The organism is Polymorphospora sp. NPDC051019, from assembly GCF_040683055.1.
Lineage (GTDB): Bacteria > Actinomycetota > Actinomycetes > Mycobacteriales > Micromonosporaceae > Polymorphospora > Polymorphospora lycopeni.
This window is the reverse complement of sequence record NZ_JBFBCH010000029.1, coordinates 15,371-40,147: the sequence shown is the minus strand read 5'-3', so window position 1 is coordinate 40,147 and position 24,777 is coordinate 15,371. Positions and strand designations below refer to the sequence as shown.

The 24,777-nt window shown below is 73.9% G+C and carries 16 protein-coding genes and 1 pseudogene; 6 read left to right on the top strand and 11 right to left on the bottom strand.

Annotated elements, in window-relative coordinates; translation table 11 throughout:
• Positions 1-9: 9 nt before the first annotated feature.
• Both rsmH and mraZ read right to left on the bottom strand, forming a co-directional pair.
• Positions 10-966 (bottom strand): annotated as a pseudogene (rsmH, locus tag AB0M79_RS32750) (16S rRNA (cytosine(1402)-N(4))-methyltransferase RsmH); the annotation flags it as partial.
• A gap of 210 nt (positions 967-1,176) precedes the next feature.
• Positions 1,177-1,608, bottom strand: coding sequence for a division/cell wall cluster transcriptional repressor MraZ (gene mraZ, locus AB0M79_RS32745; RefSeq protein WP_364221452.1), 432 nt, complete (start codon positions 1,606-1,608; stop codon positions 1,177-1,179).
• Between the two features lie 453 nt (positions 1,609-2,061).
• Between mraZ and AB0M79_RS32740 the strand changes: the two genes are divergently transcribed.
• The 3 genes from AB0M79_RS32740 to AB0M79_RS32730 are packed head-to-tail and all read left to right on the top strand — an operon-like array spanning position 2,062 to position 4,791.
• Positions 2,062-3,282 carry a MurT ligase domain-containing protein gene (locus tag AB0M79_RS32740; RefSeq protein WP_357537816.1) on the top strand — a complete coding sequence of 407 codons (1,221 nt, stop codon included), beginning with the start codon at positions 2,062-2,064 and terminating at the stop codon, positions 3,280-3,282.
• Positions 3,272-4,021 (top strand): glutamine amidotransferase, encoded by a 750-nt coding sequence (locus tag AB0M79_RS32735; RefSeq protein ID WP_364221449.1) that lies wholly within the window; start codon positions 3,272-3,274, stop codon positions 4,019-4,021. The genes AB0M79_RS32740 and AB0M79_RS32735 overlap by 11 nt, the downstream gene beginning before the upstream one ends.
• Positions 4,018-4,791, top strand: a complete 774-nt coding sequence (locus tag AB0M79_RS32730) for a VTT domain-containing protein (RefSeq protein ID WP_364221446.1) — start codon at positions 4,018-4,020, stop codon at positions 4,789-4,791. Before AB0M79_RS32735 ends, AB0M79_RS32730 begins: the two co-directional genes overlap by 4 nt.
• Positions 4,792-5,358: 567 nt before the next feature.
• On the opposite strand, the gene leuS is transcribed toward AB0M79_RS32730, so the two are convergent.
• Positions 5,359-8,205 carry a leucine--tRNA ligase gene (leuS, locus tag AB0M79_RS32725; RefSeq protein ID WP_364221443.1) on the bottom strand — a complete coding sequence of 949 codons (2,847 nt, stop codon included), beginning with the start codon at positions 8,203-8,205 and terminating at the stop codon, positions 5,359-5,361.
• A 404-nt stretch (positions 8,206-8,609) separates the two neighbouring features.
• Here leuS and AB0M79_RS32720 point away from each other — a divergent pair, with 404 nt between their 5' ends.
• From AB0M79_RS32720 to AB0M79_RS32710, 3 genes are read left to right on the top strand one after another with little or no spacing between them, the layout of a single operon-like run.
• Complete coding sequence (locus AB0M79_RS32720) at positions 8,610-9,665, top strand: MoxR family ATPase (RefSeq protein ID WP_364221440.1); 1,056 nt, start codon at positions 8,610-8,612, stop codon at positions 9,663-9,665.
• A gap of 2 nt (positions 9,666-9,667) precedes the next feature.
• The gene (locus tag AB0M79_RS32715) at positions 9,668-10,966 is read left to right on the top strand and encodes a DUF58 domain-containing protein (protein WP_364221547.1); all 1,299 of its coding nucleotides are present in this window, start codon (positions 9,668-9,670) and stop codon (positions 10,964-10,966) included.
• Between the two features lie 43 nt (positions 10,967-11,009).
• Positions 11,010-13,478 (top strand): DUF3488 and transglutaminase-like domain-containing protein, encoded by a 2,469-nt coding sequence (locus tag AB0M79_RS32710; RefSeq protein ID WP_364221437.1) that lies wholly within the window; start codon positions 11,010-11,012, stop codon positions 13,476-13,478.
• Positions 13,479-13,751: 273 nt separating this feature from the next.
• Here AB0M79_RS32710 and AB0M79_RS32705 read toward each other — a convergent pair whose 3' ends face one another.
• From AB0M79_RS32705 to AB0M79_RS32670, 8 genes are all read right to left on the bottom strand, one after another.
• Positions 13,752-14,135: a DUF3040 domain-containing protein gene (locus AB0M79_RS32705; RefSeq protein ID WP_357537550.1), complete on the bottom strand. Its 384-nt coding sequence runs from the start codon at positions 14,133-14,135 to the stop codon at positions 13,752-13,754.
• A 79-nt stretch (positions 14,136-14,214) separates the two neighbouring features.
• Complete coding sequence (locus AB0M79_RS32700) at positions 14,215-15,522, bottom strand: DNA polymerase IV (protein WP_364221434.1); 1,308 nt, start codon at positions 15,520-15,522, stop codon at positions 14,215-14,217.
• Between the two features lie 177 nt (positions 15,523-15,699).
• Positions 15,700-16,827, bottom strand: a complete 1,128-nt coding sequence (locus tag AB0M79_RS32695; protein ID WP_364221544.1) for a nucleotide pyrophosphatase/phosphodiesterase family protein — start codon at positions 16,825-16,827, stop codon at positions 15,700-15,702.
• Between the two features lie 205 nt (positions 16,828-17,032).
• The gene (locus tag AB0M79_RS32690; RefSeq protein WP_364221431.1) at positions 17,033-17,803 is read right to left on the bottom strand and encodes a methyltransferase domain-containing protein; all 771 of its coding nucleotides are present in this window, start codon (positions 17,801-17,803) and stop codon (positions 17,033-17,035) included.
• Between the two features lie 171 nt (positions 17,804-17,974).
• On the bottom strand, positions 17,975-21,316 hold the full coding sequence (locus tag AB0M79_RS32685) for an error-prone DNA polymerase (RefSeq protein WP_364221428.1): 3,342 nt from the start codon (positions 21,314-21,316) through the stop codon (positions 17,975-17,977).
• Positions 21,317-21,325: 9 nt separating this feature from the next.
• Positions 21,326-23,113 (bottom strand): DNA polymerase Y family protein, encoded by a 1,788-nt coding sequence (locus AB0M79_RS32680; RefSeq protein WP_364221541.1) that lies wholly within the window; start codon positions 23,111-23,113, stop codon positions 21,326-21,328.
• Between the two features lie 131 nt (positions 23,114-23,244).
• Complete coding sequence (locus AB0M79_RS32675; RefSeq protein ID WP_364221425.1) at positions 23,245-23,922, bottom strand: hypothetical protein; 678 nt, start codon at positions 23,920-23,922, stop codon at positions 23,245-23,247.
• A 79-nt stretch (positions 23,923-24,001) separates the two neighbouring features.
• Entirely contained in the window at positions 24,002-24,457 is a 456-nt protein-coding gene (locus AB0M79_RS32670; protein ID WP_364221422.1) for an SAV_6107 family HEPN domain-containing protein, read from the bottom strand.
• Between the last annotated feature and the right edge of the window lie 320 nt (positions 24,458-24,777).

Genomic DNA, 24,777 nt, shown 5'->3' with positions numbered 1-24,777 from the left:
TCGTGCGTCCGGGTCGATCCGTTCCGCCGCCCGCAGCCGTACCGAGGCGGCGCGCGGGTTCGCCGCGACCTCCGCCTCGCCCGGCAGTTCGGCGCCGCGGCTGAGCAACCGCAGCGTCGGACCGGTACCGGGCAGTTCGACCGGCAGGTCGACCGGCCCGGTACTGCGGGCCCGCGCGCCGATGGCCTGTTTGGTGAGGCGGTCCTCCAGCGAGTGGTAGGACAGCACCACCATCCGGCCGCCGGGCGCGAGCGCGTCCAGCGCGGCTGGCAGTGCTGTCTCCAGCACCGCCAGCTCCTGGTTTACCTCGATACGCAACGCCTGAAACGTTCTTTTTGCCGGGTGTCCACCCGTTCGTCGCGCTGGTGCCGGAATGGACTCCCTGACCAGTTCGGCGAGCCGGGCCGACGAGGTGATCCGGGCCCGGCCCCGCTCCCGTACGATTGCCCCCGCGATCCGCCGGGCGAACTTCTCCTCGCCGTACACCCGCAGCACCCGGGCCAGCTCGTCGACCGGATAGGTGTTGACCACCTCTTCGGCCGTCGTTCCCCGGGTCTGGTCCATCCGCATGTCCAGCGGGGCGTCCTGCGCGTAGGCGAACCCGCGGTCGGGTGCGTCGAGTTGCAACGACGACACACCGAGGTCGAAGAGCACCCCGTCGACCAGTGGCAGGCCGAGTTCGTCGAGGACGCCGGGCAGTTCGTCGTAGACCGCGTGCACCAGGTGGATCCGGTCGGCGTACGGCCGCAGCCGGTCACGGGCGTGCGCCAGCGCCTCGGTGTCGCGGTCGAGCCCGACGAGGACCGTCCGGGGAAACGCCGCGAGCACCGCCTCGGCGTGCCCGGCGAGGCCGAGCGTGGCGTCGACGTGCACCGTCTGCCGGTCGCCCCGGTCCAGCGCGGGGGCCAGCAGCTCGAGACACCGCTCGAGCAGCACCGGCACGTGTGTGCCGCGAAGCTCCCCCATGTCGACCCCCCGGTGGACCGCCGTCTGGTGTGAATGTGCCCGGTGGAAAGCTGTGCCGCTCGCCGTACCGCCAGATCCCCATCCGCTCGTTACGCCTGGCGCCGGGGAAGAGGCGCCAGGGGCATAGGAGCGGCTGGAGATCTCGCAGTACGTCGGGCGACCGGCGCCGGACCGGTCCTTCGCGGGGACCGGCTGCCGTCGTGCGCCCTCCTACAGTCCGCCGGGCAGCACCCCCTCCTCGATGTCGGCGAATTCGTCTTCGCTCTCGGCGAGGTAGGTGTCCCAGGCCTGTCGGTCCCAGATCTCCACCCGGCTGCTCGCCCCGATCACCACGAGGTCGCGGCCCAGACCGGCGTAGTCGCGCAGGTGACCGGGTATGGTCACGCGCCCCTGCCGATCCGGGACCTCGTCGTGCGCGCTGGCGAAGAAGACCCGGCTGTAGGCCCGCGCGGCCTTGTGCGTCATCGGTTGCTGGCGCAACTGGTCGGCGATCCGCTGGAACTCGGGCGTCGGGAATACGTAGAGACAGCGCTCCTGCCCTTTGGTGATCACGACACCTCCCGCCAGCTCGTCCCGGAACTTCGCCGGGAGGATCAGCCGGCCCTTCTCGTCCAGGCGCGGTGTATGGGTGCCAAGAAACACCGACCCAAACCCCCTCGCCCATCGGCGGTGTTCGCGGCACCGCAGATCCCCCTGGGCCGGCGGACCCTTCCGGACCCGCCATCGGGCCCCACTCTACTCCACTTCCCTCCACCTGCAACCAGAATCGCGGGTTTGGCAAGCCCTGTCTCATTTGCAAAACCGCACGTCAGAGCGGGTGGAGCGGAGTGGAGGGCGGCGAGCGGCGGGGCGTCCCGTCACCTACCCGACATTGATCAACTCTGTGGCGATCACCACGGTTTCGACCGGTATCGAGCCGTTGGCCTGCCGCGCAGCCCCGTTCTGTCAAGCCCGGGGAGGAAAGTGGAGGGTCACCGGTCGGGCGTTGTCCAGGGCGAACGGACCGGTCGCCCCCGCCGGAAGGCCCGCTGTCCTCCACGGCGATCGGGAGCCCGCGTCAGTTCCGGTAACCTCGCTCGCGTGACGGACGCGAAAATGCCCCTGCGCGCAAAGGTGGCCAGCTCGGTGTCGCGGACCGCCGCGGCGCTGTCGCGGGCCGCCGGCCGCGGTGACGGCTCGGTGATCGGTGGCTGGCTCGGGCTGAAGATCGACCCGGAATTGCTCGCCCACCTCGCCGCCGGCCGGACGATCGCCCTGGTGTCCGGCACCAACGGCAAGACCACCACGACCCGGCTGGCCGCCGCCGCCGTCGGCGTCCTCGGACCGGTGGCGACCAACTCCTTCGGCGCCAACATGCCCACCGGGCACACCTCCGCGCTGGCCAAGGCCGGCCACACCCCGTACGCGGTGCTGGAGGTCGACGAGCACTACCTCGCCCAGGTCCTCGACGCGACCGAACCCCGGGTCGTCGCCCTGCTCAACCTCTCCCGCGACCAGCTCGACCGGGCGAAGGAGGTGGCGATGATGGCCCAGGGCTGGCAGACCACCCTGGCCAAGCACCCCGACGTGCACGTCGTCGCCAACGCCGACGACCCGATGGTGGTCTGGGCCGCGATCGGTTCGGCGCACACCACGTGGTTCAGCGCCGGCCAGCGGTGGCACGACGATTCGTGGGTATGCCCCGAATGTGGTTCCCCGATCGAGCGCGCCGAGGACCAGTGGTGGTGCACCGGCTGCACCCTGCGCCGCCCGCAACCCCACTGGGTGGTCGAGGACGACGGCGTCGTCGACCCCACCGGCGCCTGGCACAAGATCGTCCTTCAGCTTCCCGGCCGGGTCAACATCGGCAACGCGGCCACCGCGCTCGCCGTCGCGGCGCAGTTCGGCGTACGCCCCACCGACGCGGTGTCGCGGCTGGGCGGGGTCGCCTCGATCGCCGGCCGCTACGCCCAGGTCGTCCGCGACGGCCGCGGCATCCGGCTGCTGCTCGCCAAGAACCCGGCGAGCTGGCTGGAGGCGTTCGACATGGCCGACCACGCGCCGACACTGCTCTCCATCAACGCGCGCGACCCCGACGGCCTGGACACCTCCTGGCTCTTCGACGTCGACTTCGCGCCGCTGCGCGGCCGGCAGGTCCTCATCACCGGCGACCGGGCCTACGACCTGGCCGTCCGGCTCGACATCAACGACGTGCCCTTCCAGCACGTACGCACCTTCTCCCAGGCGATCGCGGCGGTACCGCCCGGCCGGCTGGAGGTGATCGCCAACTACACGGCGTTCCAGGACATCCGAGCGGAGTTGGACCGTGTCAACTGATGCCGGCTACCCGGCCCCCCCGCCGCCGGGCGCGGACAGCTACCTTCGCCTGGTCTGGGTCTACCCCGACCTGCTGTCGACCTACGGCGACCGCGGCAACCTGCTGATCCTCGCCCGCCGGGCGCAGCGCCGCGGCATCCCGGTCCAGACCATCGAGGTACGGTCCGACCAGGCGCTGCCCACCGCCGCCGACATCTACCTCCTCGGCGGTGGCGAGGACGGCCCGCAGGCGCTGGCCGCCCAGCGGCTGATCTCCGACGGCAACCTGCACCGCGCCGTCAACCAGGGCGCGGTCGTGTTCGCCGTGTGTGCCGGCTACCAGCTCCTCGGCGGCTCCTTCTTCGCCAAGGGCGCCAAGTGCGCGGGCCTCAACCTGCTCGACCTCTACTCCGACCGGGGGCCGACCCGGGCGGTCGGCGAGCTGGCCGGCGACATCGACCCGCGGCTCGGGCTGCCGCCACTGTCCGGCTTCGAGAACCACGGCGGCCGCACCCACCTCGGCCCCGGCGTGTCACCGCTGGCCCGGGTCACCACCGGGATCGGCAACGACGGCAGCACCGAGGGTGCCTGGCGCGGCCACGTACTCGGGACGTACTCGCACGGCCCGGCCCTGTCGCGCAACCCGGCCCTGGCCGACCTGCTGCTGCGCTGGGCCACCGGCACCAACAACCTCGCCCCGCTCGACGACACCTGGTCGGACCGGCTGCGGGCCGAGCGCGCGGCCGCCGTACGGGTATGAGCGGCCCCGGCCGCTGGCTGCGGACCCGGGCCGACGAACTGGTCCGGGCCGTACGGCTCCCGCCGCACGGCCACGGCCGACCGCTGCGGGAACGGCTGCGCGAGCGGCCGTTCCGGCGGTTCGTCCTCCTCCTCGGCATGCTCGGGGTCCTCGGGATCGTCATGCTCCTGGTGCCGCAGCCCGACCTGGCCGCCGCCCCGGAGATGGTCGACGACCTGGGCCCGTTCGCGCCGGTCGCCGCGGTCGTGGTCGGTGCGCTGCTGCTCGTGGCGCTCGTACCGCGCACCTTTCTCACCGTCGCCTGGGGAGCCCTGTTCGGCCCGCTCGGCGGCGCCGGCTACACCCTGGGCGCGGCGCTGCTCGCCGCCGCGCTCGGGTTCGCCGTCGGCCGGCTGCTCGGCCGCGAATTCGTCGCCGAGCGGATCCGGGGCCGGCTGGCCAGACTCGACGGCTGGTTCGCCCGGCAGAGCGTCTTCGGTGTGATCACCGTACGGCTGCTGCCGATCGGCGGCTTCGGCCTGGTCAGCTACGGCTACGGCACCACCGGCGCGCGGCTGCTGCCGTTCCTGGTCGGCAGCCTGCTGGCCTCCGTACCGTCGGCGTTCGGCTACGCGGCGGTCGGCGCCGCGGTGGCCGAGCCGGACACCTTCAACCCGCTGTCGGTCGCCCCGGCCGGCCTGGGCCTGATCGCCACCGCCGTCATCGTGTGGCGCTGGCGCCGCTCCGCCCTCCGCGACCGCACCCCGGCCGCCGGCACCGCGCCGAACTGACCCCGCCCACCGGCGCCGCCCGGTCAACCCGGCGTCCGGTCGACCCACGGTCCGGTCGACCCGCGGTCCGGGTAACCCACGGTCCGGTCGACCCGCCGTCCGGTCGACCCGCCGGTTGTCGTGGCGACGGGCGGCCGGTGGCCGGACCGGGGATCGGGACCTGCCGCCGGCGCCCAGGGCCGGCTCCAGGGCCGGGACCCACGGCCGGGACCGGGGCGCCGATCAAGGAGTCGCTGACCGGCCTGCCGCCGGCCGGGCGTCCGGGCGGCGGCAGGCCGGCCGGGCATGTGTCGCTGTTCGGGGTCACAGCGAATTCGCTGTATCCACACTGAATTCGCTGTGGCTCGAAACAGATACCCCGGCCCGGGAATGTTCGGGGGGCGAACCGGCGCGGCCGCGCCGGCCCGGCTCGGCCCCGGCCCGACCCCGGCCCGACCCCGGCGCAGCGACGGCCCGGGCCAAGCCCGCGGCAGCGGCGGCAGTGCGGACCGAACCGGACCGGACCGACCGAACCGGACCACGCCGCCGCCCCGGCCGGCGAGGCGCCGGCCGGGGCACCTGCGGCGGTCAGGGAACGATGCTGACCATCCGGCCCTTGACCACGATGACCTTGCGGGGCTCCTTACCGCCCAGTTGCTCGGCGACCACGGCCAGCGCCGCCGCGCGTACGGTCGGCTCGTCGGCGTCGGCCGGGACCTCGATCCGGCCGCGGACCTTGCCGCCCACCTGCACCGGGTAGGTCACCGACTCGGCGACCAGCAGCGCCGGGTCGGCCGTCGGGAAGTCGGCGTACGCCAGCGAGCCGGGGTGCCCCATCCGCTCCCACAGTTCCTCGGCGATGTGCGGGGCGAACGGGGCCAGCATCAGCACCAGCGGTTCGGCCACCTCGCGCGGGGTGGCGGGCAGCCGGGTCACCGCGTTGGTCAGCTCGATCAGCTTGGCGATCGCGGTGTTCAGCCGGATGCCGGTCAGGTCGGCGCGGACGCCGTCGACGATCCGGTGCAGCAGCCGCCGGGTGGCGTCGTCGGCGGGTTCGTCGACGACCCGCAGCGCCCCGGTCTCCTCGTCGACGACGGTGCGCCAGACCCGCTGCAGGAACCGGTACGCGCCGACGACCGCCCGGGTCTCCCACGGCCGGGAAACCTCCAGCGGCCCCATCGACATCTCGTAGACCCGGAACGTGTCGGCGCCGTATGCCTCGACCATCTCGTCCGGGGTCACCACGTTGCGCAGGGACTTGCCCATCTTGCCGTACTCGCGGTTGACCTCGACCTCGCCGTGGAACCAGCGACCGTCGCGCTCCTCGACCTCGGCCGCGTTGACGTACGCGCCGCGGGCGTCGGTGTACGCGTACGCCTGGATGTAGCCCTGGTTGAACAGCTTGCGGAACGGCTCGAACGAGGTGACGTGGCCCAGGTCGAACAGCACCTTGTGCCAGAAGCGGGCGTACAGCAGGTGCAGTACGGCGTGCTCGACACCGCCGACGTACAGGTCGACGCCGCCGCAGTCGCCGGCCCCGCGTGGCCCCATCCAGTAGGTCTCGTTGTCCGGGTCGACGAATCGTCCGGCGTTGGTCGGGTCCAGGTAGCGCATCTCGTACCAGCAGGACCCGGCCCACTGCGGCATGGTGTTGGTCTCGCGCGTGTAGCGCTTCGGGCCGTCGCCCAGGTCCAGTTCGACCTCGACCCAGTCCCGGGCCCGCGACAGCGGGGTCTCCGGGGAGGTGTCGGCGGCCTCGGGGTCGAACGTCTTCGGCGAGAAGTCGTCGATCTCGGGCAGTTCCAGCGGCAGCATGTTCTCCGGCAGCGCGACCGGCAGGCCGGTCTCGTCGTAGACGATCGGGAACGGCTCGCCCCAGTAGCGCTGCCGGCTGAACAGCCAGTCGCGCAGCCGGTAGGTGGTGGCGCCCTGGCCGTGGCCGTTCGCCTCCAGCCATTCGATGATGCGGGCCTTGGCGTCGGCGACTCCCAGGCCGTCCAGGTCCAGGCCGCGGTCGGGCGCGGCGCTGTTGATCGCCGGACCGTCCCCGGTGTACGCCTTGCCGTCGAAGCCGTCCGACGGCCGCACGGTACGGATGATCGGCAGGTCGAAGACCTCGGCGAAGGCCCAGTCCCGCTCGTCCTGCCCGGGCACCGCCATGATGGCGCCGGTGCCGTAGCCGGCCAGCACGTAGTCGGCGATGAAGACCGGCACCGGTGCGCCGTTGACCGGATTGGTCGCGTAGGCGCCGGTGAAGACGCCGGTCTTCTCCTTGGCGTCGGCCTGCCGTTCGACGTCGCTGCGGCCGGCGGCGAACTCGCGGTAGGCGGCGACGGCGGCGCGCGGGTCGGCGTGGCCGCCGGTCCAGGCGTCGCGGGTGCCGGCCGGCCAGGTGCCGGGCACGATCCGGTCGACCAGTTCGTGTTCGGGGGCCAGCACCATGTAGGTGGCACCGAAGACGGTGTCCGGGCGGGTGGTGAAGACCCGGATCGGGTCGGCCGAGCCGGGGACCGGGAAGTCGATGTGGGCGCCGGTCGAGCGGCCGATCCAGTTGCGCTGCATCAGCTTGATCGGCTCGGGCCAGTCCAGAGTGTCCAGATCCGCCAGCAGCCGGTCGCCGTACGCGGTGATCCGCATCATCCACTGCTTCAGGTTGCGCTTGAAGACGGGGAAGTTGCCGCGTTCGGAGCGTCCGTCGGCGGTGACCTCCTCGTTGGCCAGCACGGTGCCCAGGCCCGGGCACCAGTTCACCGGCGACTGCGAGACGTACGCCAGCCGGTGGTCGTCGACGATCAGGCGGCGCTCGACCGGGTCCAGGTCGGCCCAGGGGCGACCGTCCGGAGTGGGCCGGGCGCCGGCCTCGAACTCGGCGACCAGTTCGTCGATCGGGCGGGCGCTTCGCCGGTCGGTGTCGTACCAGGAGTTGAAGACCTGCAGGAAGATCCACTGGGTCCAGCGGTAGAAGTCGACGTCGGTCGTCGCGACCGAGCGCCGCCCGTCGTGGGCCAGGCCCAGCATCCGCAGTTGCGCCCGGTAGCGGGTGATGTTCTCGTCGGTGGTCTTGCGCGGGTGCTGCCCGGTCTGCACCGCGTACTGCTCGGCCGGCAGCCCGAAGGAGTCGAAGCCCATGGCGTGCAGCACGTTGCGGCCGGCCATCCGTTGGAAGCGGCCGTAGCAGTCGGTGCCGATGAAGCCCAGCGGGTGCCCGACGTGCAGCCCGGCACCCGACGGGTACGGGAACATGTCCAGGATGTACATCTTGTCGGCTCCGGCCCGGGGGTGGTCCGGGTCGGCCAGCGGCCCCACCGGGTTCGGAGCGTGGAACGTCCCGCGCTCCTCCCAGCGGTCCTGCCAGCGCGCCTCGATCTCGTTGGCCAGCGCGGCCGTGTATCGGAAGGACGGGATGTCGCCAGCCGTCTCGACTACGTCACTCATGGTTGCCACCTCGGTCTAGTCCAGGGCTCGGGAATCGTCGGCGCGCGAACCAACGCGGTCTACAGGGGCATAAAAAAGCCCCTCGCGCAGGAGGGGAAGCCGTGCCGCTGATCCCGTGCTCGGCGGCGGCGCCTCGCGTGGGTCTGTCAGCACGGCTAGGTAAGGAGCAGAAAAGCCCTGGCCATGACGGCAGTCTAACCCTTTCGCCCGACGATGTCGCACCGCGGCCGCCCGAATTCGCCGACCCTCGACAAGCACCCCGGTCGGCGCGGTGGCCGAATCCGGTTAGCCTGATGAAAGCTACGGGAGACCGGTCGACGCGACCGGTCTATTTCCGCAGACTTTCGGCCGGGTCTGGAAACTCCAGTCATCAGCCAGGCAGCAGCGCGACGAGGAGGAGGCCCGTGACACAGCAAACCCGGGACGAGCTGGGCGACATCCTGCCCGCCGACGAGTTCCGCACCGCAAGTGAAGCCATCGTCGCCAACATCGAGCAGGTCATCGAGGGCAAGACCGCCACCGTACGCCTGGCGCTGGCTGTCCTGCTCGCCGAGGGGCACCTGCTCATCGAGGACGTACCCGGAGTCGGAAAGACCAAACTGGCCAAGGCTCTCGCCCGGACGATCGACTGTTCCGTACGGCGGATCCAGTTCACCCCCGACCTGCTGCCCAGTGACGTCACCGGGGTGAGCGTCTACAACCAGGAGACCCACGACTTCGAGTTCAAGCCGGGCGCCGTCTTCGCCAACCTGGTCGTCGGCGACGAGATCAACCGGGCCTCCCCCAAGACGCAGTCGGCGCTGCTGGAGTGCATGGAGGAACGGCAGGTCACCGTCGACGGCACAACGTACGAGCTGCAGAGCCCGTTCATGGTGATCGCCACCCAGAACCCGATCGAGATGGAGGGCACCTACCCGCTGCCGGAGGCGCAGCGCGACCGGTTCACCGCCCGGATCGCGATGGGCTATCCCGACGCCGGCGCCGAACTCGCCATGCTCGACGTGCACGGCGGGGCCGACCCCCTGCACGCGCTGCGCCCGGCCGCCGACGCGGCCACCGTACGCCGCCTGATCGCCACCGTCCGCGACGTACACGTCGCCGACGCGGTCAAGCAGTACGCGGTCGACCTGGTCACCGCCACCCGCGAAGCCCCCGACCTGCGGCTCGGCGCGTCCCCCCGGGCCACCCTCCAGCTCCTGCGCACCGCCCGGGCCGTGGCCGCGCTGGACGGTCGCGACTACGTGCTCCCCGACGACCTCCAGACGCTGGCCGTGCCGGTGCTCGCGCACCGCATCATGCCGACCGCCGACGCGCAGCTCGCCCGGCGTACCACCGACGCGATCGTCGCCGACCTGGTGCACCGCCTCCCGCTGCCACACGACCGGCGGTCCCCGTACGACACCCGCTCGACCGGCAACGACGACAGCGGCCGCTCCCACTACGAGCCCCGGGGGCGGTGACCGTGCGGGAGGCGCTGCGTGGCATGACCACCCGCGGCCGCTCGTTCCTGGCCGCCGCGGCGGCCGCCGCGCTGTCCGCGCTGATCCTCGGTGAGAAGGACCTGCTGCGGGTCGCGGTGCTGCTCGCCATACTGCCGCTGCTGGCCGCCGCGTACGTCGGCCGCAGCCGCTACAAGCTGGCCTGCACCCGGTCGCTGGACCCGCAGCGGGCCACCGTCGGCTCGACGGCGCGGGTGGTGCTGCGGTTGCAGAACATGTCCCGGCTGCCCACCGGGACACTGCTGCTCGAGGACCGCCTCCCGTACGCCCTGGGCAGCCGCCCCCGGGTGGTGATCGAACGGCTCGGCGCCAACCAGGCGAGTTCGGTGGCCTACACGGTGCGTACCGACGTACGTGGCCGCTACGAGATCGGCCCGCTGGTGATCCGGCTGACCGACCCGTTCGGCCTGTGCGAGCTGGTCCGCGCCTTCCCCAGCGTCGACCGGCTCACCGTCATCCCGCAGGTCGTCCCCCTGCCGTCGGTCCGGGTCGCCGGGGAGTACGCCGGCGCCGGGGAGAGCCGCGCCCGGTCCGTCGCCGTGCACGGCGAGGACGACACCGCGACCCGGGAGTACCGGCGCGGCGACGACCTGCGCCGGGTGCACTGGAAGTCGACCGCGCGGACCGGCGAGCTGATGGTCCGCCGCGAGGAGCAGCCCTGGGACAGCCGGGCGACGGTGGTGCTCGACACCCGGGCGTTCGCCCACCGGGGCGAGGGGCCGACGTCGAGTTTCGAGTGGGCGGTGTCGGCCACCGCGAGCGTCGCCGTGCACCTGCGCCAGGCCGGCTACAAACTGCGCCTGGTCAGCGACTCCGGCATCGACACCGACGCCGACCAGGCCGGTGGTGAGGGCATCCTGCTCGACCACCTGGCCGACGTGCAGCCGGCCCAGCGCGGCGACGTGTCGACGCTGGTCGAGCGGGTCCGGCAGCGTTCCGACGGCGGCCTGATCATCGCCGTGCTGGGCGCGCTGACCGTACCCGAGGCCGAACTTCTCGCCGGCCTGCGCACCAACGGCGCCACCTGCGTCGGATTCCTGATCGACACGTCCACCTGGCTCGACCTGCCGCCGGAGATCCGCGCCGACGCCGACCAGGCGCACGGGCAGGCCGCGCTCGCCCTGCTGCGCAGCGGCTGGCGGGTCATCGGCGCGACCCGCGAGGACCAGCTCCCCGCGCTGTGGCCACAGGTGGGACGCGGCTCGCAGGGCTTCGCCTGGCGGGCGACGATGGCCGAGACGGTCGCCGGAGGTATGCGATGAGCAGGCACGACGTACACCGCTCCGGGACCGGCGGGGGGCCGGCATGACCCGCGGCCGCTACCTCGGGTTCGTCGCCGCGGCGGCCACCCTGCTCGCCGCCGCCCCGCTGTCGGCGATCTTCGACACGATGACCTGGCTGCTCCAGTCCGTCGTCGCGGTCGCCCTGGTCACCGGTGCCGCCACGCTGGCCCGGTCGCTGCGGGCACCGGTGTGGGCGCAGGTCCCCGCCATGATGCTCGCCCTGCTGTTCGCGCTGACCTGGATCTTCCCCAGCGGCGACGAGGTGCTCGGCATCCTGCCCGGCCCGGCCACCTTCGGCCACTTCGGGGAGCTGATGTCGCAGTCGGCCGACGACGTGCGGTCGTACGGCGTACCCGTACCCGACGGCGACCCGCTGCTGTTCATCAGCGTGCTCGGGATCGGCGGCGTCGCCGTCGTCGTCGACCTGCTGACCGTCGGGCTGCGCCGGCCGGCGCTGGCCGGTCTACCGATGTTGGCGATCTACTCGGTGCCGGTCGCGGTCTACTCCGACAGCGTGCCCGCGCTGCCGTTCGCCATCGGCGCGGTCGGCTTCCTGTGGCTGCTGGTCGCCGACAACGTCGACCGGGTACGCCGCTTCGGCCGGCGCTTCACCGGCGACGGCCGCGACGTCGACGTGTGGGAACCGTCGCCACTGGCCGCCGCCGGCCGCCGGCTCGCCGTCGTCGGTGTCGCCCTGGCGGTCCTGCTGCCGGTGGCCGTACCCGGCATGAGCTCCGGGCTGCTGACCAACTTCACCACCGACGGCGGCAGCGGCCCCGGCGGCAACGGGCGGCCCGGCCAGGGCACCGGACCGGGGCGGGTCAACCTGTTCGCCGCGCTGTCCGGCCAGCTCAACCAGTCCCGGGTCTACGACATGGTCAAGGTCACCACGACCGAGGACGACCCGTTCTACCTGCGCTTCGGGGCGGCCGACGAGATCCGCCGGGACGGTTTCGGCGTACGGACGCCGCGCGGCACCCCGGTCACCCGGTCGCTGCCCGACCCGCGCGAGGCGGCCCGGCCCGGCGTCAGCCGGGAGACCCACCGGGCCGAGGTCGAGATCACCGACGACTTCGTGATGCCGTTCCTGCCGGTCTACGGCGAGCCGGTCGGCACCCGCGAACTCGACGCCAACTGGCTCTACGACCCCGATCTCCAGGTCGTCTACTCCAACCGCCAGCAGTCCAGGGGCAAGAAGTACTCCTTCGAGTACGTCCGTAGCCGTTTCAGCCCGATCGCGCTGCGGGCGGCCACCCCGCTCCCGGCGGAGGACGAGACCCGGCAGCGGCTGACCCAGGTGCCGGCCGTACCCGAGGTGCAGACCCTCGTCGACGGGCTGATCGCCGACCGGTCGAACGACTACGACCGGGTCCGGGCGATCTACGACTACTTCTCCCGCGACAACGGGTTCAGCTACAACCTGCGCACCGAGGGCGACACCAGCGGCGAGGACATCGTCAACTTCCTGGACAACAAGGTCGGCTACTGCCAGCAGTACTCGGCGGCGATGGCCTGGATGGTCCGGGCCGCCGGCATCCCGGCGCGGGTCGCGTTCGGGTTCACCAACGGCAGCAACCGCACCGGCGGCACGTACACGCTGACCAACCTCAACCTGCACGCCTGGACCGAGGTCTACTTCGGTGGCATCGGCTGGGTGCCGTTCGACCCCACCCCGGCGTCCAGCGTCGCCGGGTCGGCCCGGTCGGCCTGGGCGCCCGACACCGACGCCCCCGACCCGGTGACCCCGTCGGCCGCCCCCACCGGTTCCGCCGGCCCGAACACCCCGCTCGACCCCGGCGACGAGAACCTGTCCGGCGGCGGTCTCGGCGACAACTACACCGACGACCCGACCGGTGCCACGCCGGAGACCGCGCCGAGGTGGCCGTGGTGGACCGCCGCGGGCGTGGCGCTGGTGATCGTGTTGCTCGCGCTGCCCGGGTGGCGCCGTGGTCAGGTACGCCGGCGCCGCCACGCGGCGACGGTGGCGGCCACCCCGGACGACACGGCCGCCGCACCGGGGGTGGCCCGGGTGGTGGTCACCGGCGCCGAGGCGCAGCGGGCCAGGGCAGACGCGCACGCCGCCTGGGACGAGCTGATCGACACGCTGGTCGACTACCGGGTGCCGGTCGACCCGACCGAGACGCCCCGGGCCACCGCCGACCGGCTGGTGAAGGCCGACCTGTCGAAGCCGGCGGCGGCGGACGGCGTACGCCTGCTCGGGCGGGCCGAGGAGCGGGCGCGGTACGCCCGCGAGCCACTGCCGGGCGTACCGCTGACCGAGGCGCTGCGCTCGGTACGGCGGGCGCTGGCGGAGGGCGCCGACCGGCGTACCCGGCTGCTCGCCGCGACGCTACCGCCCTCGGTGCTGCTGCGCTGGCGCGGCGCGATCATGGATGCTTCGGGCCGGCTCGTGGCGACGACCGGACGCTGGCGGGACGCCGTGACCCGCTGGAGCCCCCGTCGCCTCCTGGCCGCCCGCACCTCCCGCTAACACCAAGATCCGCGTGATCAGGGATTGAATCGGGCGTGTCGTCGGCGCGCCGGGATACCAACTCCCTGATCACGCGGATCTTGCCGGGCGGCGGGCGCGGCGAAGCCCGGCCGGGCAGGACGGGGTGTCCGGATCAGGCTGAGGGTACGAGCGCTCCCGCGCCGGGTGGCACGCAGCGGCCACCGGCCATCAAGATCGGCCTGATCAGGGAGTTGGTACCCGGACGCGCCGAAGACACGCCCGAACTAGTCCCTGATCACGCGGATCTTGGAGTCAGCGGTTGCCTTCCGGCCGCTGACGCCACCGATCCTCCAGGCGGTCGATGAACGACGACCGCCTGGCACGGGTGCGCCGGCTCGTGGTGCCTCCGACGACATGCAGGTCCGGCGACTGCGCCCGCCGACGCGAATGGATCGCGTAGGCGGCCCCACCGAGCATGACGACGAATCCCGCCACGCCGAGCAGTGGAACCTTGCTCACCGTGCCGTAGACAACCAGTGCTAGGCCGGCGATGACCACGACGGCCGCGACGAGCAGCCGACGCCGCGAGTGCAAACGCGGGTCGCTGGCGCGCACAGCCGAGGCGAATTTGGGGTCCTCGGCAAGCGACCGCTCGATCTGCTCGAACAGCCGCTGCTCGTGCTCCGAGAGCGGCACGGCACTCCTCCCGGTCGCGTTGGTCGGTCCGGTCGAACCGACAGACCGTGGCAGCCAAGCCGGCTGCTTTCCTGCAAGTCTACGAGGGCGTTCGACGCTCGGAAAGCGGGACGACCTTCCGCCGGCCCGGATTTTCCGTCCGTCGCAGATCATTATCACCGAGAAGGCTCGCCGGACGCACCACCGACCGGCCGAAACGTGCTGCCGCCGCGTCCGCCGCGGCCTCCGCCTCGCGCCAGCCACGCTCCGGCGCACCCAGTGTGAGCTGCTGCGGAGTCGACCCGGCGGCGGCGAGCCCCTCGACCCGTACGCCGACGAGACGGATCGAACTCCCCGGGGCCAGCGACTCGTAGAGTGCCCACGCGGTGTCGAAGACGTCACGTGCCACATCCGTCGCCCCGGGCAACGTGCGTGACCGGTTCACGGTCCGGAAGTCGGCGAGCCGGACCTTGATTGTCACGGTGCGCCCGACCTGTCCGGACCGTCGCAGCCGCACGCCGACCTTCTCGGAGAGCGCGAGCATCGCCCGCCGGATCACCTGTGGGTCGTCGACGTCGGTGTCGAAGGTGACCTCGGCGCCGATGGACTTGTCGACGTGCTCCGGGGTGACCCGCCGCGGATCCCGGCCCCACGACAGTTCGTGCAGGTGGGCGGCTGCGGCCTCACCCAGCGCGCCGCGCAGTGTCGCGAGCGGGACGTTGGCGATGTCGCGCACGGTGGTCAGCCCCAGCCGGTGCAGCGTCTGCGCCGACCGCTCCCCCACCCCCCACAGCGCGGCGACCGGCAACGGGTGCAGGAAGTCGAGCACCAGGGCTTCGGGCACCACGATCAGCCCGTCGGGCTTGGCCCGGGTGGAGCCCAGTTTGGCGACGAACTTGGTCGGCGCGACCCCGACCGAGCAGGTCAGCCCCTCCTGCTCGTGGACCCGTTCGCGGATCAGCCGGGCGATCTCCGCCGGCCGGCCGAGCAGTCGCCGGGCGCCCGCCACGTCGAGGAACGCCTCGTCCATCGACAGCGGCTCGACCAGCGGGGTGACCCCACGGAAGATCTCCATCACCGCCCGGGAGGCGGCCGTGTACTGCGTGAAGTCGGGCGGCAGGAACACCGCGCCGGGGCACAGTGCCCGGGCCCGGGCGGTGGGCATCGCGCTGCGCACACCGTAGGCGCGGGCTTCGTAGCTGGCCGAACTGACCACGCCACGGTTGCCGGTGCCACCGACGACGACCGGCCGGCCGCGCAGCTCGGGCCGCCGGCGGATCTCGACGGCGGCGAAGAAGGCGTCCATGTCGACGTGCAGGATCGGGCATCCGCTGTCGTCGGCTTCCGGCCCGAAGCGCGGATCGCCTCCCGGCCCCCCGGCCCGTGGAATTGCCTGGCTACGCCCCACCCCAGCAGGCTAACCACCGGGTACGACACCACACCGCCCCCACGCCCTACGGGGCGCGATCGAGCCGGCCGGACGGGCGCCGATCAAGGAGAAGTCGTCCCCTTTCCCGCCCGAATTGCCGTACACATCCCCTTGATCGCGCAAAAGCCCGGCGCGCAAAAGCCGGGCGCGGGAACCTCAGGGGCGGATGGTCAGGAGTGGGATGAGCATCTCGGCGGCGGTGTAGGAGCCGTGGTAGCCGACCAGCCGCGCCTCGATCGGATGGTCGGTGCGGGTGGCGACCACCGCGTAGTTCTCGTGGCAGGCCACCACCACGTCACCGACCCGCGCCAGATGCCGCTCCGGCACCGGGCCGAACCAGCCCGCCGCCACCGCCTCGTCGCGGGTGGCGACCCACGCCGCCCGACCCAGTACGCCCCGCCAGGCGGCCACCACGTCGTCGGTCGCACCCGGCTCGACATGCAGGTAGCGCACCCGCGGCTCGCCGGCGACCAGCCGCAGCCCGGCCCGCAGGCGCGGGTCGGTGTCGAGGTCGAAGCGCCGGTCGACCGGCACGTTGAGCTGGCCGTGGTCGGCGGTCACCAGCAGCGCGGCATCGGACGGCAGCCCGTCGGCCAGGTGGGCGACCAGCCGGTCGACGTCGGCCGCCGCCAGCCGCCAGGCGGGCGAGTCGACGCCGGTGAGGTGCCCCACCTTGTCGAGATCGGGGTGGTAGCCGTAGACCAGGCCACGGCCGTCGGCGGCCCGCAGCGCGGCCAGCATCTCGGCGGCGAGCGCGTCCGGGTCGGCGGCGCCGACATGGCGACCGCCCCGGTTGGCGGCCAGGGTCAGCCCGCTACCGGCGTACTCGGGGCGGCTGATCACGGTCACCGCGACCCCGTCGGCCTCGGCCCGTTCGAGCTGGGTGGAGACCGGCTGCCAGTGCAGCGGCGACGGCTCCTCGCGCCAGTCGATGTGGGTCAGCACCCGGTCGGTGCCGGGCACGTTGACCCGGAAGCCGAGCACGCCGTGCCGGCCGGGGGCCGTGCCGGTGCCCAACGAAACCAGACTCGTCGGGGTGGTCGACGGGAATCCGCTGGTCAGCGGGCGCCCGTACCGCCCGGCGAGGTCGGCCAGCGCCGGCGCGTGCGGCGCCGCGACCGGAAGCAGGTGCCAGCCGAGCCCGTCGACGAGCAGGACGGCGATCCGGCGTACGCCGTCGAGCCGGCCGACCAGGCCGAGCGGGTCGGCGGCGCCGGGCACCCCGAGCACCGCGAGGCTGCTCGGCAGCACGTCGGCGAGGCTCCCGCCGCCGTAGCGGGGCATCACCCGGTCGAAGACGTCCTGTCCCGGCGCGGCTGGTTTCGGTACGCCCTGAGCCGGTACGACCGGCACGGCGACCTCGGCCGTACCCTGCTCCGGCACGACCGGAACGGCGGCCACCTCGCTACGGTCGCTCACGGGTTCTCCTCGCTGCGCTCGGTGCCCCCGTGACCAGACCTGAACCGACCGGTTCCCTCGCTACGCCCGCTCACGGGACCGGGCGGCGGGCGAAGAGGTGCAGTTGGGCGGCGACGTCCCGATACGGCGGCAGCGCCGCGGCCGCCAACTCCAGGTCGATCAGCGCCTGCGGGGCGCCGTCGGCGACCGCGGCCGGGATCAGGTCGGCGAGGACCCGTACGCCGTGGGTCTCCTCGACCGTCAGCCCGGCGGCCGCCAGCAGCGCGGTGGCGCCCGCCGCGTCGTAGCGGCGGCGCAGCGTGTCCCGCGGCCCGGCGGTGCCGTGCTCGTCGGCGAGCAGCGCGGCGGCGACGTCGAGGTGCCCGTTCGTGGCCCGGCTGAGCACGGCGGCGGCCCGCCCGGCGACCAGCACGCTCGCGGCCCCGCCCGGACGGAGCGCCGACGCGACGGCGGCCACGACGGACGCCGGGTCGTCGACAACCTCGAGTACGGAGTGGCAGAGCACCAGGTCGGCGCTGGCCGGCTCGACGAGCCCGGCGAGCGCGTCGCCGTCGCCCTGCACGGCGCGTACCCGGTCGGCGACGCCGGCCTCGGCGGCCCGGCGGGTCAGCGCGGCGAGCGCGTCGGGGCTGGCGTCGACGACGGTGACCCGGTGGCCGGCCTCGGCGAGCGGTACGGCGAAGCCGCCGGTGCCGCCGCCGACGTCGACGACAGTGAGCTGGCGGTCGCCCCGGCGGTCGAGTTCGCGGCGCAGGACGGCCCAGACCACGGCGGTGCGGGGGGTGACGAGGGGGCCGGCCGACGGCACCGGGGATCCCGGCCGGTTACGTGTGCGCTCCACCCGGACGAGCCTAGGCCATGCCCCACGTGCAAGCCCGGCGCGAGCGCCGGCAGGCGCCCCACGTGCAAGCCCGGCGCGAGCGCCGGCAGGCGCCCCACGTGCAAGCCCGGCGCGAGCGCCGGCAGGCGCCCCACGTGCAAGCCCGGCGTGAACCGCCCGGGCGCCGGGGAGTCAGCGGAAATCCCGGGACGCCGGGGTGACCGGGGTGGTGATCGGGTCGAGCCGGTCGGCGACGAGGTTGGTCACGCCCTCGGTCTTCTCCAGCCGGCCCCGCACGACCAGCGCCGTGCTGGTGCGGGCCACCCGGCGGTAGCGCTGCCACAGCCCGGGCGAGCAGGTGACGTTGAGCATGCCGGTCTCGTCTTCGAGGTTGACGAACGTGACCCCGCCGGCGGTCGCCGGCCGCTGCCGGTGGGTGACGATGCCGCCGACCCGGACCCGGCGGCCGGCTTCGACCGACGCCAGGGCGGCGATCGGCACCGCGTCCAGTTCGTCCAGCCGGGGGCGGATGAACCGGGCCGGGTGGGTTTCCGGGGACAGCCCGGTCGCCCAGACGTCGGCGACCAGCCGGTCGACGTCCTCCATGCCGGGCAGGGTGGGCGCGGTCGCGCCGGAGACGGTGCCGGGCAGCCGGTCCGGCCGGTCCTGGGCGGCGGCGCCGGCCGCCCACAGCGCCGCCCGCCGGTCCAGGCCGAAGCAGGCGAAGGCGTCGGCGGTCGCCAGGGCCTCCAGCTGCGCGGCCGTCAGGCCGACCCGCCGGGCCAGGTCGGACATGTCCCGGTACGGCCCGTCGGCGGCCCGGGCCAGCTCGATCTTCTCGGCGAGGTCGGCGCCGATGGTGCGTACGCCGGACAGCCCGAGTCGGACCGCCGGGCCGCCCAGCCCCCACCGGTGCGGCGGCTCCCCCGGCGCGCTGCCCCACCGGGTGTCCGGTGTGGACTCCAGTCGGGCCTTGGCGGCGCTGGCGTTGATGTCCGGCCGGCGTACCTCGACACCGTGCCGGCGGGCGTCGTCGACCAGGGTCTGCGGCGAGTAGAAGCCCATCGGCTGGGCGTTGAGCAGCGCGGCGAGGAACGGTGCCGGGTGGTAGCGCTTGAGCCAGGCGCTGGCGTAGACCAGGTAGGCGAAGCTCATCGCGTGGCTCTCCGGAAAGCCGAAGCTGGCGAACGACGACAGCTTGAGGAAGATGTCGTCGGCGACGTCGCCGGTGATGCCGCGCTCGGCCATCCCGGCGTACAACCGGTCCTTGATCCGGGCCATCCGCTCCTCGGAGCGTTTCGAGCCCATCGCCCGGCGCAGCTGGTCGGCGCCGGCGGCGTCGAAGCCGGCGACGTCGATCGCGAGCTGCATCAACTGCTCCTGGAACAGGGGTACGCCGAGCGTCTTCTCCAGGGCGTTGTTCATCAGCGGGTGCGGCACGGTCGGCGGCTCCAGCCCGTTCTTGCGCCGGATGTACGGGTGCACCGAGCCGCCCTGGATCGGGCCGGGCCGGATCAGCGCCACCTCGACGACCAGGTCGTAGAACCGGCGGGGCTTGAGCCGGGGCAGGGTGGCCATCTGGGCGCGGCTCTCCACCTGGAACACCCCGACCGAGTCGGCCCGGCACAGCATGTCGTAGACCTCGGGGTCGTCCAGCGGCATGTCGCTCAGGTCCAGTTTGGACTCGATCATGTCGTGGGCGTAGTGCAGGGCGGAGAGCATGCCGAGCCCGAGCAGGTCGAACTTGACCAGGTCGACGGTGGCGCAGTCGTCCTTGTCCCACTGCAGGACGCTGCGGCCGGGCATCCGCCCCCACTCGACCGGGCAGACCTCGATGATCGGCCGGTCGCAGATCACCATGCCGCCGGAGTGGATGCCGAGGTGCCGGGGGAAGGTCTGCAGCTCGTTGGCGTACTCGATGACCTGCTCGGGGATGCCGTCGACGTCGACGGCGGCGACCGACCCCCACCGGTCGATCTGCTTGCTCCAGGCGTCCTGCTGGCCGGGCGGGAAGCCGAACGCCCTGGCGACGTCGCGCACCGCCGACCGAGGCCGGTACGAGATCACGTTGGCGACCTGGGCGGCGTGCTCCCGGCCGTACCGGGTGTAGACGTGCTGGATCACCTCCTCCCGGCGGTCGGACTCGATGTCGACGTCGATGTCGGGCGGGCCGTCGCGTTCCGGGGCGAGGAACCGTTCGAAGAGCAGCCCCCAGCGGACCGCGTCGACGTTGGTGACCCGCAGCGCGTAGCAGACCGCCGAGTTCGCCGCCGAACCGCGCCCCTGGCAGTAGATGTCGTTCTCCCGGCAGAACGTGACGATGTCGTGCACCACCAGGAAGTAGCCGGGGAAGTCCAGTTCCTCGATGATCCGCAACTCGTGCTCGATCTGGTCGTACGCCCGCCGGTTCGACTCCGGCGGGCCGTACCGGTCGAGCGCGCCCGCCATGGTCAGGTGGCGCAGCCAGCTCATCTCGGTGTGCCCGGCCGGCACCGGGTGGTCGGGCAGCCGGGGCGCGACCAGGTGCAGGTCGAAGGCGAGGTCGGCACCGAACTCGGCGGCCCGGGCGACCGCACCCGGGTACGCCGCGAACCGGGCCGCCATCTCGGCGCCGCCGCGCAGGTGGGCGGTGGCGGCGGCGGGCAGCCAGCCGTCGATCTCGTCCAGGCTGCGCCGGGCCCGTACGGCGGCGAGCGTGGTCGCCAGCCGGCGCCGGGCCGGGGTCGCGTAGTGCACGTTGTTGGTGGCGACGGTCGGCAGCCCGGCGCGGGCGGCGAGCCCGGCGAGCGCGTCGTTGCGGTCGCCGTCGGTCGGGTCGCCGTGGTCGGTCAGCTCCACGGCGACGTTGTCGGCGCCGAACAGCGCGGTCAGCCGGTCGAGTTCGCGGGCGGCGGCCCCGACCCCGGCGGTGAGCAGCGCCGCCGGCACCGGACCCTTGCGGCAGCCGGTGAGCACGAGTACGTGGTCGCGCAGCTCGGCGGCGATCTCCTCCAGCTCGCCGTAGTCGGGTTTGCCCTTCTCGCCGCCGCGCAGGTGGGCGCGGGAGATGGTCCGGGCCAGCCGGGCGTAGCCCTCCGGCCCGTGGGCGAGGGCGAGCAGGTGCCGGCCGAGCGGGTCGGGTTCGCCGTTCTGCGGCCCCGGCAGCCCGAGCGACAGTTCGGCGCCGAAGATGGTCGGCAGCCGCAGTTCGCGGGCCGCCTCGGCGAACCGGACCACGCCGTAGAACCCGTCGTGGTCGGTGACGGCGAGCGCGGCCAGCCCGAGCCGGGCCGCCTCCTCGGCCAGTTCCTCCGGATGGCTGGCCCCGTCGAGGAAGCTGAAGTTGGTGTGGCAGTGCAGTTCGGCGTACGGCACCGTGGCCGCCGGCGGAGCCAGTGCCGGCGGCGCCTCGTACGGCTGTCGGCTGCGGGTCCAGGCCGGGGAGTCGCCGCCGTCGCCGTCGACGGCGAGCGGGTCGACCACGTACGGCCGGGGCCGGCCGGACAGCGCCCGTTCCAGTTCGGACCACGGCATCGCCGGATTGTGGAAGCTCACGGCCGGTGGTCAGTCATAGACCGCCTCCACCGACCACCGGCCGCCGGAGAGCGCGAGCAGCAGTCCGCCGCCGTCGGCGAGAACCACCTGGAAGCGGGCCCGGCGACGGGCCTCGGCCGGCGCCCACCAGCGCTCGTCGACCGGCCACGGCCCGGCCCACCCGACGATCCCGACCGGTGGCCCGGTGCCGACGGTGACCCGGGCCGGCGGGGCGCTGACCGCCAGCCGGGCGCTGACGGTGACCGGTTCACCGGCCGCGTCCAGGACGGTGGCGGGCAGCGGAGCGGGCAGCACGACCGCCGGGTGCGGGGCCGGCAGGCTGCCCGGCCACGGCGGCACCGGCCCGGCCGCCGCCCGGGACCGGCCGGCGGCCCGTCGGCCGCCGCCCGATCGCCCGCCCACCGGATCGGGCTGGGCCGCCGGAAAGGCCGGCGCGCTCCCGGCCGATACGCTCCCGGCCGCCGGGGCGGCTGACACACTCCCGGCCGGCCCGTGCTCGGCCGGCGTGGCGGCGGACGGCCCGGCGACAGACGGCACAGCGGCGGGCAGCGCCGGCAGGCCCGGCGCCGCCGCCGGGTTGCCGGGGCGGGCCGGCACCCGCTCGTCGCCCCACGGCACCAGCCGTACCTGGTCATGGGGTGACCGGCCACCGCCGGGCACCGGGGTGACCACCGACTCCGGGCCGAGAATGCCCTGCACCCGGCTCAGCGCCCGGTGTGCCCGGTCGCGTCCGGCGCCGGTCTCCCCCCACAGGCCGGGTTGCAGGCCGACGTGGGCGAGCACGCCGTCGGGGACCAGGCGCAGCCGGAGGATGCCGGCGGTCGGCCGGGGTGGTGCGGCACCGGCCGCGCCGGGCCGCCGGCCGGCGGCGGTCAGCCAGCCGTCGAGTTGCCAGCGGACCCGGTCGCTGATCGCGGCCGCCGTCAGCAGCCCGTCGTGCCGCCAGACCCGGTGCAGTTCCTGGCCGTGCGCGGTGACCGCCTCGATGACCAGCCGGGTGCAGGCCAGGCCGTGCCCGGCGAGCGTGTCGTGCAGCCGTTCGGCGAGCGTCCGGGCGGCGAACGCGGCCACGTCGACCCGTTCCAGCGGCTCGTCGTACGTCTCGGTCACCGCCAGGTCGGGCGGTGGCCGGCGGGCGGCGAGCGGGCGGTGGTCGCGGCCGGCCGCGAGCCGGTGGGCGAGGATCCCGTCGAACCCGAACCGGGCCAGGACGTCCGCGGCGGGCAGGGCCGCGAAGTCGCCGAGGGTACGCACCCCGAGCCGGCGCAGCAGGTCGGCCAGGGCCGGCCGGCCGAGGGCCTCGACGGGCAGGCCGGCGAGGAAGCGCGGGGTGTCGCCGGGTGGGACGACCTGCCCGGTGCGGGCGGCGAGACCGGCGCCGAACACCCCGTCGGCGATCCCGACCTGGCTTTCCACCGCACAGGACTGCGCGACGTGTTCGACGACGCGTTCGGCGGCCGGCTCCTCGCCGCCGAAGTAGCGGGCCGGGCCGCGGGCGGCGATCGCGCAGGCGCCCGGCCGGATCACCTCGACGCCGGCGGCGACCTCCTCGACGGCGGCGAGGACCGGCTCGAAGGCGCGGGCGTCGCGGGCCGGGTCGTGGTCGACGACGGTCAGTTCGGGGCAGCGGCTCTGCGCCTCGCGCCGCCGCAGCCCGCGCCGGATCCCGTCGGCGCGGGCCGCCTCGGAGCAGGCGACGACCCGGCCGGCGTGCAGAACCGCGACCGGGGCCGACGCCGGGGTGCCGTCGGTGATCTCGGCGGCGATGACCGGCCAGCCAGGGCACCAGACGAACATCGTCCGCACCGGCACGCCCACCGCTCCCCCACCCCCGCGACCCCGTGCCGGTCACCTCGACCGACGACCAACAGATTAGAACATACGTTCGGAATCCATGGGATGACCAGGGAGAATAGGCTCGCGGGCTGTCAGCCCGCCTGTGCGCGCCGCCGGCCCACGGGCAACTGGACCGGCGCCGCCGCGTCCCGGGCGGCACGGACCCGCCCGCCCTCGTCCGGCAGCCACAGGACCAGTTCGGCGTGCGGGCGGTGGGACGCGGCCATGGTCAGCCGGCGGGTGCGCAGCCGGCCCCGCCCCTGCCCCAGGCCGAACCACTCCTGGCGGCGTACCGACACCCGCAGGTCGCTGCCCTCCCAGGCGGATCCCAGCGTGAACAGCGTGCAGCGGTGTTGGCGGGCCTTCGCCGCCAGCCGCCGCGCCAGCGTTCCCGGCACCCGCACCGCCGGGTCGACCAGCACCGCGTCCGCCCCCGTCACCAGGGCGCCGACCGCGTCGGCCCAGGCCGCACCGGGATGGGGAACCAGCGCCAGGGTCTCCAGCCGGATGCCCAACTCCTGGGCGGCCAGGTGACCGAACGACGGGAGACCGACCACGCCGCACCAGCCGCCTGACGCCGACACACCGGCCAGCATCATCATCGCCAGCGACGTCCGGCCGCCCCCGCCGTCGATGGCGACCACCGCGCCGCGCCTCAGCCGCCCGCCGAGCAGCGGCTGCATCGGCGCCGGCAACGGCAGGCGGTCGTCGACCGCGAGCCCCGGATCGGTCTGCCCGACCAGCGCCCGCAGACGCGCGAGGTCAGTCATCTGTGCTCTCTGGTCGGTCGTGCGGGTCGGGTCGTGCCGGGTGGCTGGTCGGCGCGGGGTGACCGGTCGGCGGGGCCGCTCAGGCGGCCAGGTCGCCGGGCAGGCCGTCGATGGCCGGCTGGTGGGCCACCCCGAGCGTCGCCTCGACGAGGCCGACGAACTGCTCGGCGGCCCGCAGCAGGTCGTCGGCCTCACGGGCGGTCACCACCCGGGGAATCCCGGCCTCGGCGGCGGCGCGCTTGGTGGCACCGGTGGCGAAGAAGGTGGCCCACTCGCCCATCTCGGGAGCGACCAGCACGAGCAGGGTCCAGACGCTGGTGATCCGGTTGCGGCGGGTGGGGGCCGGACGGGCGCGGGCGGCGAGCATCGCCGCGGCGGCGCGCAGGGCGGCCAGGTGGGCGGCGGCGTAGCGCAGACCGTCGGGGCGGGTGCGGGCCGCCTCGGCCAGTCCCTGGCGGGCGATCGTGAGCAACTGGGTCGGGGTGCGGTGCGGCAGCACGTGGGCCGGCACCAGAGGTGCCGAGTTGGTCGCCATGGCTCTCTCCTCCGCGTCGCAATTCGCCGTACGTCACCGGCCGCCGACGCCGGTCGGCCGGTCCGCGGCGGTGCACCGACCGGCCGGGCGCGAAGCTTCCCCACACCACACCCGGCCGGTCGTGCCGGCGGGCCCGTTGTCCGCCGCCCGGGGGTCGGGGGCGGCGGACAACGGTCCTGCCTTTGGCGGGCCAGGTCTCGCGAAGACCCGGGTCCCTCTGTGCGGTCGCGCGTCACCGCACATCCGGGAGTCGCGCCGCGAATCGCTCCTCCCGGGCGCCAGAACCGTCCCCGAAAGCGGCCACCTGTCGGGCTCGACCC

What these genes read in the sequence shown, in the direction of transcription:
- AB0M79_RS32740 (WP_357537816.1), top strand. Translation starts at nt 2,062, where the DNA reads ATGCCCCTGCGCGCAAAGGTGGCCAGCTCGGTGTCGCGGACCGCCGCG.
- AB0M79_RS32730 (WP_364221446.1), top strand. Translation starts at nt 4,018, where the DNA reads ATGAGCGGCCCCGGCCGCTGGCTGCGGACCCGGGCCGACGAACTGGTC.
- leuS (WP_364221443.1), bottom strand. Translation starts at nt 8,205, where the DNA reads ATGAGTGACGTAGTCGAGACGGCTGGCGACATCCCGTCCTTCCGATAC.
- AB0M79_RS32710 (WP_364221437.1), top strand. Translation starts at nt 11,010, where the DNA reads ATGACCCGCGGCCGCTACCTCGGGTTCGTCGCCGCGGCGGCCACCCTG.
- AB0M79_RS32695 (WP_364221544.1), bottom strand. Translation starts at nt 16,827, where the DNA reads ATGCCCCGCTACGGCGGCGGGAGCCTCGCCGACGTGCTGCCGAGCAGC.
- AB0M79_RS32680 (WP_364221541.1), bottom strand. Translation starts at nt 23,113, where the DNA reads ATGTTCGTCTGGTGCCCTGGCTGGCCGGTCATCGCCGCCGAGATCACC.
- AB0M79_RS32675 (WP_364221425.1), bottom strand. Translation starts at nt 23,922, where the DNA reads ATGACTGACCTCGCGCGTCTGCGGGCGCTGGTCGGGCAGACCGATCCG.
- AB0M79_RS32670 (WP_364221422.1), bottom strand. Translation starts at nt 24,457, where the DNA reads ATGGCGACCAACTCGGCACCTCTGGTGCCGGCCCACGTGCTGCCGCAC.